This window comes from Nostoc sp. ChiQUE01b, from assembly GCF_034531255.1.
Lineage (GTDB): Bacteria > Cyanobacteriota > Cyanobacteriia > Cyanobacteriales > Nostocaceae > Nostoc.
Map to the genome: position 1 here is coordinate 44,985 of NZ_JAVRBM010000021.1, position 12,132 is coordinate 57,116.

Sequence of the window (12,132 nt, forward strand, 5' to 3'; positions counted from 1 at the left end):
TTACACATGAATCAGATGTGTAAGTTCCAACTACAAAGGATTTTCTCATTCACTTTATCTTCTACAAGGAGTTTAACATGTCTAACCAATATCCAGAACAAGTCAGCATCGAAGCTAAACTAATCGCCCGTGCAATGAAGGATGAAGCTTTCCGCACTGAATTGTTGAATAATCCCGAAGCTGCTAAAGCTGCTGTTGAACTTGAACTCGGACAAAAGTTACCCCAAACTTCCCAAATTCGGGTTGTTCAAGAATCAGATGATGTTGCTTACATTATTCTGCCTGCAACAGCTTCTGAAACTGAACAATTGTCTGAAACTGAACTCGAAGCTGTCGCTGCTGGCGCTTTCACTATCAAAGTTGGTTGTACTTTCTTCTCGATTTGCATTACCACCAACAAGTGCTTCTAGTTTCCACCTAAATTGCTGAAACTTACACATGAATCAGATGTGTAAGTTCCAACTACAAAGGATTTTCTCATTCACTTTATCTTCTACAAGGAGTTTAACATGTCTAACCAATATCCAGAACAAGTCAGCATCGAAGCTAAACTAATCGCCCGTGCAATGAAGGATGAAGCTTTCCGCACTGAATTGTTGAATAATCCCGAAGCTGCTAAAGCTGCTGTTGAACTTGAACTCGGACAAAAGTTACCCCAAACTTCCCAAATTCGGGTTGTTCAAGAATCAGATGATGTTGCTTACATTATTCTGCCTGCAACAGCTTCTGAAACTGAACAATTGTCTGAAACTGAACTCGAAGCTGTCGCTGCTGGCGCTTTCACTATCAAAGTTGGTTGTACTTTCTTCTCGATTTGCATTACCACCAACAAGTGCTTCTAGTTTCCATCTAAATTGCTGAAACTTACACATGACCTTCATATGTAAGTTCCAACCACAATTACTTTCCATCAAATTTATTTCATTCACAAGGAGTTCAAAATGTCTGCACAATATCAAGACCAAGTAAGTATCGAAGCTAAATTGATTGCCCGTGCAATGAAGGATGAAGCTTTCCGCACTGAATTGTTAAATAATCCCCAAGCTGCTAAAGCTGCTGTTGAACTTGAACTCGGACAAAAGTTACCCCAAACTTCCCAAATTCGGGTTGTTCAAGAATCAGATGATGTTGCTTACATTATTCTGCCTGCAACAGCTTCTGAAACTGAACAATTGTCTGAAACTGAACTCGAAGCTGTCGCTGCTGGCGCTTTCACTATCAAAGTTGGTTGTACTTTCTTCTCGATTTGCATTACCACCAACAAGTGCTTCTAGTTTCCATCTAAATTGCTGAAACTTACACATGACCTTCATGTGTAAGTCCAAAACATCTAGATTTTGTCACTAATAAATTAGAGCCCAGTAATATTTCTAATAGTCAAAAATTACCACCAGAAGGAATTTAGTGAAAATGCAATTTACTCATTTAGATTTAATTACAATCGCCGAACAAGCAAGCACTGTTAACGAACGTTTGGGAACGGAATTTAAAGCTGAAGAGGCACAGGCAATAAAAAATAATGAACTTGTTAACTCTCGGATAGAAAATTGGTGTCAGGTTGTTGCCCAAGGAAATAAAGAATTATTTGAACAGCGTTTGGCTTGGGATGGTCTGGATATAGAGACTGTTAGTCAGGTACTTGGTTCTGTGCATTTGACTGAAGCTCAAGATTTACCAAGCTGGACGGAAACTTTAAAGTCTGTTTTGGAAGCAACTAACTTAGTCTCTTTAGAAATGTTAGAAAAGGGTATTTCATCAGAAAATGGTTGTTTAAAGCCCCAAGAACCTTTGCCTTTTGAAGAATTATTATTGCCCTTTATCTATGTTGCCCGTAAACAACTTAGTAATCAAGTTAGTACTAGTTACTACTTACTTTCAGATGAATCTCATGCTGTTTTAGAGCGTGGTTTGTTACATTCTTTGGCTTCTCTTTGCGCGGAAGCACTAGGATTAAATTTTTTAGTGTTTCGGACTTATAAACAACCGAGATTAACTCATCGGCTAGCGCAAATCCAGTCGGCTAAATCTCGGCAACATTACAATAGTTTTATCAGAGAGATGTTAGCAGGAGGACTGCTAACATTTTTCCAAGAATATAGTGTATTGGCACGGCTAGCTGCAACAATAACAGACTTTTGGGTAGATAGTATTAGCGAATTTATCCAACGATTAGCATCGGATTGGTCAGATATTAAAACAACTTTCCAAGATGATGGCGAACTTGGACAAGTGGTGGCTATTCATGGTAATCTTTCTGACTTTCACCACAATGGACGCTCAGTTATTGGAGTTACTTTTGCTTCGGGGCTGAAAATTATCTATAAGCCTAAAGATTTGGGTTCGGAAGAAGCTTATTTTCAATTACTAGGTTGGTTGAATGAGCAACAAATACCGCTACAATTCAAGTTACTCCAAGTGCTGAATCGTTCAACTCATGGCTGGGTAGAATATGTAGAACATTTACCCTGCGAAGATTTACAAGCAGCCAAGCGTTATTACCAACGAGCCGGAATGTTGCTGTGTTTGTTATATGTTCTAGAGGGGACAGATTGCCATTCAGAAAACATTATTGCTTCTGGAGAATATCCAGTTTTCATAGACATGGAAACTCTGATGTCTCATCAAGTTCGGGACATAGTAGGCGATGATATTAATGCCACAGCCTCAAATTTAGCTACTCAGCAAATGATGGATTCTGTGTTGCGTATCGGTTTCTTACCGACATGGAATTTAGGGCCAGATGGAGTTGTTTATGACAGTAGTGGTTTAGGTGGAGTAGGGGTACAAGAAACTAATTTTCGGGTGCGACGATGGCAGCATATTAATACAGATAGCATGGCTTTGGGTTACGAGTCTATGAAACCACCAGTGTATAGCAACATACCCTCTGTTGCTGGTGTAAGTTTATCATCAAGTCAATATGTTGCGGAATTGGTTGATGGTTTCCGCCAAATGTACGAGTTTTTGATTGCTCATAGAGAAACGCTTTTGGCTGCAAATAGTCCTTTGACAAGATTAGCCAATCAACGAGTCCGGTTTGTTTTTCGTCCCACTCAAGTATACGGTAATCTGCTCAAGCAAACCTTACAGCCCAAATTCTTGCAAAATGGTGTAGAGCGTAGTATTGCTCTTGATGTTCTCAGCCGATCGCTACTTAAATCTGAGACTAAGCCGGAATCTTGGGCAATTATAGCAGCAGAACAGCAGGCATTAGCACAGTTGGATATTCCTCTGTTTGCTACTCACTCTAATAGTGATGCTTTACCAATCACAAGCGATGTCTGCGACAGGCTACGCCTACGCACCATCAAAAAATATTTTACTCAACCTAGTTACGATCTGGTAATTGCCCGTTTACAAAAGCTCAATCAAAAAGATTTAGCACAACAGATTAGCTTTATTCACAGTTCACTCTATGCCCGCGCTGGTAACATGGTTGATGATTCATCACTATCAGCGCCATCTCAACTGAATCTCGATACCGTGTCTCCCATAACCCCAGAAGCGTTAGTAGAGCAAGCAGTTATCATTGCTGAAGAAATGCAGCAAACAGCACTACGGGCGGCAGATGGTAGCGTTACTTGGATGGGGCTGGAATATATTCCTGATGCTCAACGCTTTCAACAGCAACCTATGAGCTATGACTTGTACGATGGTAGTTATGGTGTAGCGATGTTTCTGGCTGCATTGACAAAAGTTACGGGTGATGCAGCATATAAGGAAATGGCTTTAGGGGTGGTGCAACAATTACGCCAAGTTTTACAAGGCTTAGACTATGAAGCTCAACAACAAGCTACTAAACATTTAGGAATTGGTGGTGCTAAGGGGTTAGGTTCAATTGTCTATACACTGGTGCAAAGCAGTCAATTTCTTCAAGAACACATTTTATTGAAGGATGCCCAACAAGCAGCAGCTTTAATTACACCAGCAAATATTGCTAGCGATCGCAAATTTGATATTGTATCTGGAGCGGCTGGAGCGATTTTAGGATTGTTATCTCTCTATTCCTACATCCCAGATCCAGTAGTTCTAGAGCAAGCAGTTATCTGCGGTCATCATCTCTTAAATCACCGTAGCGTTAGTAGTAATGGTATGAGAGCTTGGGCTACCCTAGACGAAAAACTTTTGACCGGATTTTCTCATGGTGCAGCTGGGATCGCCTACGCGTTATTAAGGTTGTATGGTGTCACTCAAGACACAATCTTTCTCGCTGCTGCTGAGGAAGCGATCGCTTACGAACGCAGCGTTTTTTCGCCTACAGCACAAAACTGGCCAGACTTTAGGGGTGACAAACCTGTATTTATCGCCAGTTGGTGTCATGGTGCGCCTGGTGTTGCCTTAGCACGTCTGGGTAGCTTGGGCATTCTAGATAATCAGGAAATTCGTCAAGAAATTGATATCGCTTTGCAGACAACACAAAAATTCGCCTTGCAGGATATTGACCACCTCTGCTGTGGTAACTTTGGACGCATGGATGTGTTATTAGTAGCAGCCCGCCAGCTTCAGCGCCCAGAACTGCTAAAAATCGTCCAAAAACAGGCAGCATGGGCTGTAACTAGGGCAGAAAAAGCAGGTTCTTATCAACTGTTTTCCAGCTTACTCAGAGGTACTTACAACCCTGGCTTCTTTCAAGGAACAGCTGGTATCGGGTATGAATTACTACGTTTAGCGTATCCAAATTTACTACCTTCAACGCTGCTATGGGAATGAGAGTGTTCGCTCATGGTTTTCAAAACTTACAACGTTTTGCAAGTACATGAGGTACAACCCTCCCCTTGGTAACTACGGTGTACACACAAGTCGAAAAAAGCTTGATTGACGCATTTGAGATGCGCTTACCCTGGAGCGATCGCGTCTTTGCCGGGGCGATCGCTTTAACTTTTGTGCTTATCCTACCACTAGATTGAAAAAAGTGGGGTAAATTGGAGGATAACATAGATGCTGCATATTGGCGGTTATGCCCAAAATAGATATCACAGTTTCTGAAGACCTAAAACAATTACTTGAAGAACTATCGCTTGACAGTGGGCAAACACTTTCGTCTCTAGCTGCTGACTGCCTGAAAGTTGGGGCTTATGCGGAAGTGGAAAGCCGTAACAAAGTGGAAGTGTACCGCAAAACTAGAAAGCAGCGCATGGAGCGCGAATTACAAGAAAAATCACAGGAGAACAAGTAATGCCCGTACCCAAGACTACTGACCAGCTAAAAGAATTCTTAGAGAATCACAAAGACTTTGGAAAAATTAATGGTGAAGAAGTAGTCTCTGTGAGACAAGACACAACAGAGCTTTCTAATATTTTTGTTACTAAAGATACTTATTACAAATCTATGCTACGGGGTACAGTTTTAACCTATTCCAAATCTCAAATAGCTACATCTGCACTAACTTTGTTTTTGACAGATGAATCAATTTATGGTAGGCAAATTGTACCTAAACCAGCAGATTCCGGCTGGTACAATACTGAATATGCTACCTTTGTACCAGCTAATACTTATGAATTAGCTTGTTCTAGAGCAAGAGAAATCGGCTTTAGTGAATCAGATTTACTAACTTATGCTTTAAATTTATTTGCAAATAATCCTGGAATAAACCAGATTTACGACACTTACATTGAAAACCTATGTAAACAGCACAACGTCAAAGCTGACTACGTTGAGTTAAAAATTTTGGGTTGGTTGAAGTATCAAGCACGGAAGAAAAGGCTTGAACTTTCTTTAGCTGCTGGTAAGTTTGTTGATCGCGCTAAGTTACCATAATCATTTTCTTAGAGGATAAAGGCGATCGCAGAAGCACGCATTTTAATTCTGTGGAATGCTATGAGGAGCGATCGCCATAGTATTGGAGGTAATATGAAACTTATGAAACTTGACAAACAAACTGAAATAACACTCCCTGAACCCTGCATACTTTGGGTGTCATTTTAAAGGAATAGGAATCATACTTTTAACCTTGAGTTGACCAACTTTAGGCATATTTTTTACTGCTGCTAAGATACTCTCCAAATTTTGACCAGAGCCAAGAACTATATCAGCTGATATTAAGGAAGTTCCATCAGCACAAGGGTTGACACTATGTAAATTTGGAGTAATTGAGTTATCTGCCAACATATTAAGAATAGGTCTAAGAGTATCTCGATGATCAATTATACGAAGCTGTAATTGAACTTTGGCTTTATCACAATTCCAATCAAGAGATATCCGTTGCTCAATTTTAAGATTTTTTATGTTAGGACAGTCTGTATGATGGACTCGAATCGAACGTTCGGAAGAAGTTAATATTCCAACAATTGCTTGTCTTGGTATTGGGTGACAGCAAGAAGCTATTTGAAAATTTCTATTTCCAATTCCTGTTATTAAGTCCTCTTCACCAATTGGTTTTAAGCAATTATTTTCTTGTTTGCAGGAAAATTGATGAAAAAGCTCCTGAACTTTCTGAATTCTTTCTTGACCAGAGCCTATTTTAACTGCCAATTCATCTAAGGACTTGCAGTTCAATTGCTGTGCAACGTACTCTAAGCCTTTTTTATATACGCGGATATTTTTGCCTATTTCTTGCTTTATAACTAACCAGCCTTGAGCTTGGTGCTTATGCGTTAAACTACGCATAATGCGTCTTTTAGTTGCTGCTGTCACAGGAAAGTCAAGCCATTTGGGATCTGGATTAACCTCTGGGCTTTTGACAATTTCTACGATATCTCCATTTGACAGAGGTTTGTTTAGAGGATACTCACTACCATTAACTAACGCTTCAAAGCACCGATCTCCTATGCTGGTATGTATAGCGTAGGCAAAATCAAGGGGAGTAGCCCCATTGGGTAGTCTAATTACTCTATGGTGCGGTGTAAAAACAAATATTGTCTTATCTTGATTGATTGGTCTAATTTGATCCTCAGATGCAAGTTTTATGAATGAATACAGGTTCATAATAGGTATATTAAAGTCAGAAAAATGCCGGACATTCAAGGTTACTATTTGTCGTAAGACATTTGGGTAATGTGACAAAATTGCATCAGCATTTAATTCTTTCGCCAATATTAAGCATGTTGCTTCAGATAAATCTGTATCATTTGGATAGAAATCTAGACTATTTGCCTTCTCCAAGATATCGTCATAATCGACACCTAGATTAGTAGTTCCGAGATCCAAGATTTTTTGGACAACTTGGCGAGCTTCCTGGCTGCTAAGATGCTCCCTAGCAGCCATATCTACAAGCAAAATTGAGTCTTGTGGTATGTAAAGCGTGACTTCTCCTGACTCAATCAAATTGTGCAGTTTTTCTAAATTTAATGTGCGCTGTTCAATATCTCTATTATCACCGTCCCATCCCGGCTGAGTTGCAAGAGCAAGAAGGATGTTGGAACAGCAGAAAATTTTGCACATCTCACTTACTTCTCCTATGAAATAGCTTTGGGTGATTGAGATGCTTAAGGAGATCAGGAAGAATGCTTTCTCTTTAGTCGATCTTTCACTGCACTCTTAACGTTAAACGCTGGTGGAGCTGGTACAACTAGAAGTTCTCCAGAACCAATCATTCTGAGTAAACCAGCCAGCCAGGGCTTTCCACCATAGATGCAACCGTATTGTTCAGCGATTTGGTCAAGATTCTCTCGTATCTCAGAAGACATACGCATACAAACCGTTTCGTTATCCAACTTGGGACGTTTGCCGCGTCCCAGTGCCAGTGCTTCTGTATTTGGATTTGAGTTAGCCATGACTGCAAAAATTTCTGAATATGTTAACTTTAGCAAAAATGCTTCCTAAAGCTATGAACTCTTTTCAGAGTAGCACAGGCTTTAAAAGTTTAGGTAAATTTTATCAAAAACATCACATATCTTTTACTGCTGAATATAAATATTAAATAGGTTTAGGATTTTTTTTTGCTCAACCTATGTTATGTTTGTATTTAAAATCAAGAGTCATAGGAAACAAGGCTATGCCTAGAGGTAAGGCTTATTTCGTTTGTGGCGGCTACATGTAAGACAGCCAAAAGGGGTGGCCACCAAGAGCCGCGACGACTACCTAAAAGGGAAAATTATATTTATGAAATAAAGCTAACCTAAATGTTTCTCAGGCTCCTAGATTGGTTCTCAAGCTCAAAATAAAAAACAAGATGATTAACAAACAACGCACAAATAAACAAAGCCAACTTGGATGTTTCTCAGGCTCCCAAGCTGGCTTAGTAAATCAAACTATGGAGAAAAACGAAATGGACGAAGAAGCCCAATCGATTACTCCCATTCAATCTCATGATAAGTTAGAACCTGAACTTAATGTAAATCCCGACATTCAAGCAAATCAGAAATCTTCACTTTGGAAATTTCGGGAGTTATGCAAGTTCTGGCAGCCAATCCTGGGAACCAGTGCAGCAATAGTTTCCTTGTTAGTGGCATTAGCTCAAATATTCTAGGGAGAATAGGGGTATTAGTAGCAGACATCCTCTAAAAAAAAAGGCGATCGCGATTTGAGAGTGTATAACCTGCTTCTGCGCGATCGCCCATCTCCAGTTTCTTACTTCAATCCAGACTGCTCTTTACTTTTGAGCTTGTCACTCTCAAAAGTAACGGTGATTTTGGAACCATCAGGATTTTCCCAGACAAAGGTTGCCATTGTTGCAGAACGGCTGACCTCGACACCTCGGCTCAAGATTGACCGCACATCCGTTAATGACATTCCTACTCTCAACTGTTCATACTCTGCACGACCAAAGAGGCGAAGTTGAACTTGGGCAGATGGTTCAAGCTGCTGAGGATGAAAAGCAGCTTGAAAACCATACGATAAATAACTGAGTATTACTACTATTACTCCAGTTGGAATAACGATCTTTATATCTGCCTTTGCCAGTAATCGAGCGAGAATATTATTAGATTGTGTGGGGTTGTTTTTATTAACCATTGAAGTAACTCCATAAAGTTTATTGTTTGGTGCTAGTTTGGTGGCCGCCAAACTAGCTTTAACTGTCATACCAACTTGTACTTGATACAAAGTAGGCGTTCTTGGGTTTTGCTTTTTCAGCAAATTTAGTAACCTCCTTTTTCTTGCTGATAATGTCACCAGGTGTACAAACTTAGTCAGTCAACCTTACTGGGTTTGTTATTCCCACTCACAGAAATATTTAGTGGAGTTTTTAATGGGAGAAACAAAACCGTTCACAAATAGAGTTCCCTGCATAGCTTTTGTCAGGGTTGATAGCGTTTGGTGAGCAAAGATAACCACCTCCTCAAATAACTTTGTCAACTTGTTCTATGTGGGTTAAGTATCACCACCTTCTGTAGTAACTTCGTCAACTTGACTTAACTGTTATTCCCAACCTGTAGTAACTGCCCTGCTAATCTCCAGGAACTCATAACTCAGAGTTCCTTATGGTTTGCGTTAGAGGTGAAGGGCGCAGTTTTCAATTCTTTTCCCCCTCACGGGGATGAAAACTATCACCTTCAGCTGAAATTCCGGCCTTTTTAATTGGAGTCTGTCTAACTTTGGTTTCAAAACAAAGCCAATTGGCTTGCGTGACTATAATGTTGATGTTGCACTTCAGATTAAAAACAAAAAACCCAGTCGTTGTGACTGGGCTTTTGTGGGATTAAAAACAAAAAACCCAGTCGTTGTGACTGGGCTTTTGTGGGGCTATATTCCCCTGTTTATTTATAGAAGTTATTTATAATTCAGCATTCTGATAGTTACTACCACCTGGGCGCTGGTAATTTCGGACAACTGTGCTTGGTTCTAAAAATTTCCTTCCATACAACGAGCGATCGCACGGCTTGGTGATGAGGAAACCAGAAAACAACTCATAGAAGATGCGAAAGTCCTAAATCTCTCACTGAGCGAAATCAAGCGTAAGATTCAAGAAATTGAGCAGCAGTCTAAATCAGAGTCATCAAAGCAAACAGAATCGGCATCCATAAAAGAGCGTGTTGATGATACTTTCCAACGCTTCAAAAAAGCGAAAGTGTGGGATGATCCGAAGAAAAAATTCAAAGTAGAGAAGTTGTTAGCTCAGTTAGATGCACTGATGCAAGACGACAATCCAAAGTAAACCAATGTGGTAATTCTCGAAACTATTCAATTTGCTGTCTAAGGGATGGCGACATAATCATTAGCCCTCGCACAACTTCTTCAGGAGTAGCCGTGCCATCAATTATCTTTGGTATAATCGCTATCACTTCCAAAGCCAGGTTCGTAGGAATTCCCCTTGCTTCTAACCGCTTCAACTCCAAAACATCAATCCCTGCTGCCAATCCCTCTAAATACTCTTCTACACTCACTCCTAAGTTTTCAATCTTCGACATGGGTATAATTGGTTTTTTGTTTGACTTCTATATTCAAGCATCTATTACGTGGCTATCTCACAGTGCGATCATGTCAAAGTGCGGCGCTGCGAGGTATGCAACAGCTACAGCTACAGCCTGAAATTTCCTCTAAGAAAAAGGTCTGCATCCCAGTCAAATCCCAATATGGTTTCGTGTTATACGATCGCTCCCCTCAACCATTCCACTTCTCAAACCCATTGAGTATCAAACGCATCTTGCCCAGTTCCATAAATCAAGTTACCGTATTCCTGCCAATTGGCTACTTCTTGAGCTTCAATTTGGGGCGCGTGCAGAACAGCGAGATTTTCTTCTAATTGCTGCCTAGTTTTGGGGGCGGTGAGCGCCAGACGCACCCGTGGATGATTTAGCGCATAGCGATAACAATCTGCTGCCGTAGGTAACTTTCCGTGCCAGTTGTGATGACCTTTGAGTAACGTTCCCCAGCGCGTGCAAGTGAATGCCACCACGGGAATACCAACTTTTTGAGCGGCAGGCAAAATATCTTCTTCAGCCTTGCGATGTGCCATATTGTAACGGTGCATTAACACATCACACTGATGATGCTCTATCATTTCTAAAGCAATAGCTCGGTTGTGTGTAGTGACTCCGACATAGCGCACAACTCCAGAGTTCTTCCACGACCGAAGTTCATCAAGCAACACCTGAACCTGGGTCATGTCATCAGCAGGGGAGATATATTCAATAAAAAATACATCTACATGATCGACATTTAAACAATGGCGCACAGAGTCGAAGTAAAGGCGTAAAGATTGTATATCCCGATTTTCACTCCCGGTTGCCACCAAGACCTGCTCACGCTTTGTTAGCAAGAGAGATTTTAAGCCGCCCAAAAAGTTTTTAGATTCCAAATTGTAAAAGAAAAAGTAATTAATTCCCGCCTCAAATGCTAACAAAACAGTTGCAGCATCTATCGATTGCCCTGCTAAACCCAGAATGCTTGCTGGTTGCCCTTGTAGTGTTGATAATTCCACGGTCAACTATCCGACTTCTTACTTTCAGTGTATTACGCCAGTACGATGCTAGTGAGGACATCATCAATGAATGTTAATTTTTGAGCGTTCACTCCTTCTAGCTTGTCTACAGAAGGCTTCGCTTGGCGCTGGCAATGCGAGTTTCAAGGAAGGAAATGTGAGATGTGCTTGGGGCGATCGCTATAAAGTGGGCGGGTACGCCATCGCACTGAGAGACTTCGTAATGGGGTGCGACGGCACAAAGCGATCGCCGCAAAGCAAATGGTAAAAATGCTTGAATCAAACACAAAGTAAGCAATTAGTTGCTGGAGTTTCTTACTTTTGTAGCCACAGTTAAGTAATGTCTTTTTTGGTCACTGCATTGAGGGCATTTGTAATTGCTTCGTCTAATTCTTGATATGTTCTAGCAGCAAGCGATGCCTGCGGCGGGCTACCCCTACGCAAAAATTCTTTCACCCCAGATATTTGCATTCCGCCCAATTCGGCAGATTTGAACTGTCACCAGCCAACTACACACCATAGATTTACACCCCGGAGCTTGCGTATACAGCAATCTGGCACTGACCAAGACACCCATTCCAAAACGCTTCACCATCAGCAATCTCTATAGCATCTCCGATTTTTGAAACTGAACAATTGAGCGCAATCACTCTCAAAACCCAACAATTCACTCTATCCACTGCACCCAATCAGGAGCAGCTGCAACTAACTGACCAAATTTCTCCGGCTGCACCTCCTCAAACCGTACCATCACTCCAGGGCGCTTATCACTTGTTAGAGTTTTTTCGATTTGTAATAATTTAAAGATAAGTATCGTATTTTACACAAAAATA

The 12,132-nt window shown here is 40.8% G+C and carries 15 protein-coding genes; 8 read left to right on the plus strand and 7 right to left on the minus strand.

What is annotated here, in order from left to right:
- Positions 1–77 precede the first annotated feature (77 nt).
- From RMY63_RS15990 to RMY63_RS16015, 6 genes are all read left to right on the plus strand, one after another.
- The gene (locus RMY63_RS15990) at positions 78–410 is read left to right on the plus strand and encodes an NHLP leader peptide family RiPP precursor (RefSeq protein WP_322729642.1); all 333 of its coding nucleotides are present in this window, start codon (positions 78–80) and stop codon (positions 408–410) included.
- Between the two features lie 99 nt (positions 411–509).
- Positions 510–842 carry an NHLP leader peptide family RiPP precursor gene (locus RMY63_RS15995; RefSeq protein ID WP_322729642.1) on the plus strand — a complete coding sequence of 111 codons (333 nt, stop codon included), beginning with the start codon at positions 510–512 and terminating at the stop codon, positions 840–842.
- Positions 843–941: 99 nt separating this feature from the next.
- Positions 942–1,274 (plus strand): NHLP leader peptide family RiPP precursor, encoded by a 333-nt coding sequence (locus tag RMY63_RS16000; RefSeq protein ID WP_322729641.1) that lies wholly within the window; start codon positions 942–944, stop codon positions 1,272–1,274.
- A 136-nt stretch (positions 1,275–1,410) separates the two neighbouring features.
- Positions 1,411–4,710 carry a type 2 lanthipeptide synthetase LanM family protein gene (locus RMY63_RS16005; RefSeq protein ID WP_322729643.1) on the plus strand — a complete coding sequence of 1,100 codons (3,300 nt, stop codon included), beginning with the start codon at positions 1,411–1,413 and terminating at the stop codon, positions 4,708–4,710.
- 247 nt (positions 4,711–4,957) lie between these two features.
- Positions 4,958–5,176, plus strand: a complete 219-nt coding sequence (locus RMY63_RS16010) for a hypothetical protein (RefSeq protein ID WP_322729644.1) — start codon at positions 4,958–4,960, stop codon at positions 5,174–5,176.
- Positions 5,176–5,757: a hypothetical protein gene (locus tag RMY63_RS16015; protein ID WP_322729645.1), complete on the plus strand. Its 582-nt coding sequence runs from the start codon at positions 5,176–5,178 to the stop codon at positions 5,755–5,757. Before RMY63_RS16010 ends, RMY63_RS16015 begins: the two co-directional genes overlap by 1 nt.
- A 159-nt stretch (positions 5,758–5,916) precedes the next feature.
- Here RMY63_RS16015 and RMY63_RS16020 read toward each other — a convergent pair whose 3' ends face one another.
- A complete protein-coding gene (locus RMY63_RS16020; RefSeq protein ID WP_322729646.1) occupies positions 5,917–7,380 on the minus strand; it encodes a TGS domain-containing protein in 1,464 nt (487 codons plus the stop codon).
- A gap of 53 nt (positions 7,381–7,433) precedes the next feature.
- Positions 7,434–7,712, minus strand: a complete 279-nt coding sequence (locus RMY63_RS16025; RefSeq protein ID WP_322729647.1) for a hypothetical protein — start codon at positions 7,710–7,712, stop codon at positions 7,434–7,436.
- 398 nt (positions 7,713–8,110) lie between these two features.
- Between RMY63_RS16025 and RMY63_RS16030 the strand changes: the two genes are divergently transcribed.
- Positions 8,111–8,407 (plus strand): hypothetical protein, encoded by a 297-nt coding sequence (locus tag RMY63_RS16030; RefSeq protein WP_322729648.1) that lies wholly within the window; start codon positions 8,111–8,113, stop codon positions 8,405–8,407.
- Between the two features lie 101 nt (positions 8,408–8,508).
- On the opposite strand, the gene RMY63_RS16035 is transcribed toward RMY63_RS16030, so the two are convergent.
- The 5 genes from RMY63_RS16035 to RMY63_RS16055 all read right to left on the minus strand — a co-directional run bounded on the left by RMY63_RS16035 (position 8,509) and on the right by RMY63_RS16055 (position 11,770).
- On the minus strand, positions 8,509–9,015 hold the full coding sequence (locus RMY63_RS16035; RefSeq protein ID WP_322729649.1) for a hypothetical protein: 507 nt from the start codon (positions 9,013–9,015) through the stop codon (positions 8,509–8,511).
- 1,040 nt (positions 9,016–10,055) lie between these two features.
- A complete protein-coding gene (locus tag RMY63_RS16040; protein WP_322729650.1) occupies positions 10,056–10,286 on the minus strand; it encodes a hypothetical protein in 231 nt (76 codons plus the stop codon).
- A gap of 209 nt (positions 10,287–10,495) precedes the next feature.
- The gene (locus RMY63_RS16045) at positions 10,496–11,299 is read right to left on the minus strand and encodes an aldo/keto reductase (protein ID WP_322729651.1); all 804 of its coding nucleotides are present in this window, start codon (positions 11,297–11,299) and stop codon (positions 10,496–10,498) included.
- Positions 11,300–11,405: 106 nt separating this feature from the next.
- Entirely contained in the window at positions 11,406–11,582 is a 177-nt protein-coding gene (locus RMY63_RS16050) for a hypothetical protein (RefSeq protein WP_322729652.1), read from the minus strand.
- A gap of 50 nt (positions 11,583–11,632) precedes the next feature.
- A complete protein-coding gene (locus RMY63_RS16055) occupies positions 11,633–11,770 on the minus strand; it encodes a hypothetical protein (protein WP_322729653.1) in 138 nt (45 codons plus the stop codon).
- Positions 11,771–11,935: 165 nt separating this feature from the next.
- On the opposite strand from RMY63_RS16055, the gene RMY63_RS16060 reads away from it, so the two are divergent.
- On the plus strand, positions 11,936–12,103 hold the full coding sequence (locus RMY63_RS16060; protein WP_322729654.1) for a hypothetical protein: 168 nt from the start codon (positions 11,936–11,938) through the stop codon (positions 12,101–12,103).
- Positions 12,104–12,132 lie beyond the last annotated feature (29 nt).

Excerpts from the sequence above, each read along its gene's own strand:
- RMY63_RS16015 (WP_322729645.1), top strand. The coding sequence starts at position 5,176 with ATGCCCGTACCCAAGACTACTGACCAGCTAAAAGAATTCTTAGAGAAT.
- RMY63_RS16010 (WP_322729644.1), top strand. The coding sequence starts at position 4,958 with ATGCCCAAAATAGATATCACAGTTTCTGAAGACCTAAAACAATTACTT.
- RMY63_RS16030 (WP_322729648.1), top strand. The coding sequence starts at position 8,111 with ATGATTAACAAACAACGCACAAATAAACAAAGCCAACTTGGATGTTTC.
- RMY63_RS16005 (WP_322729643.1), top strand. The coding sequence starts at position 1,411 with ATGCAATTTACTCATTTAGATTTAATTACAATCGCCGAACAAGCAAGC.
- RMY63_RS15990 (WP_322729642.1), top strand. The coding sequence starts at position 78 with ATGTCTAACCAATATCCAGAACAAGTCAGCATCGAAGCTAAACTAATC.
- RMY63_RS16000 (WP_322729641.1), top strand. The coding sequence starts at position 942 with ATGTCTGCACAATATCAAGACCAAGTAAGTATCGAAGCTAAATTGATT.
- RMY63_RS16040 (WP_322729650.1), bottom strand. The coding sequence starts at position 10,286 with ATGTCGAAGATTGAAAACTTAGGAGTGAGTGTAGAAGAGTATTTAGAG.
- RMY63_RS16025 (WP_322729647.1), bottom strand. The coding sequence starts at position 7,712 with ATGGCTAACTCAAATCCAAATACAGAAGCACTGGCACTGGGACGCGGC.
- RMY63_RS16055 (WP_322729653.1), bottom strand. The coding sequence starts at position 11,770 with ATGCAAATATCTGGGGTGAAAGAATTTTTGCGTAGGGGTAGCCCGCCG.
- RMY63_RS16020 (WP_322729646.1), bottom strand. The coding sequence starts at position 7,380 with ATGTGCAAAATTTTCTGCTGTTCCAACATCCTTCTTGCTCTTGCAACT.
- RMY63_RS15995 (WP_322729642.1), top strand. The coding sequence starts at position 510 with ATGTCTAACCAATATCCAGAACAAGTCAGCATCGAAGCTAAACTAATC.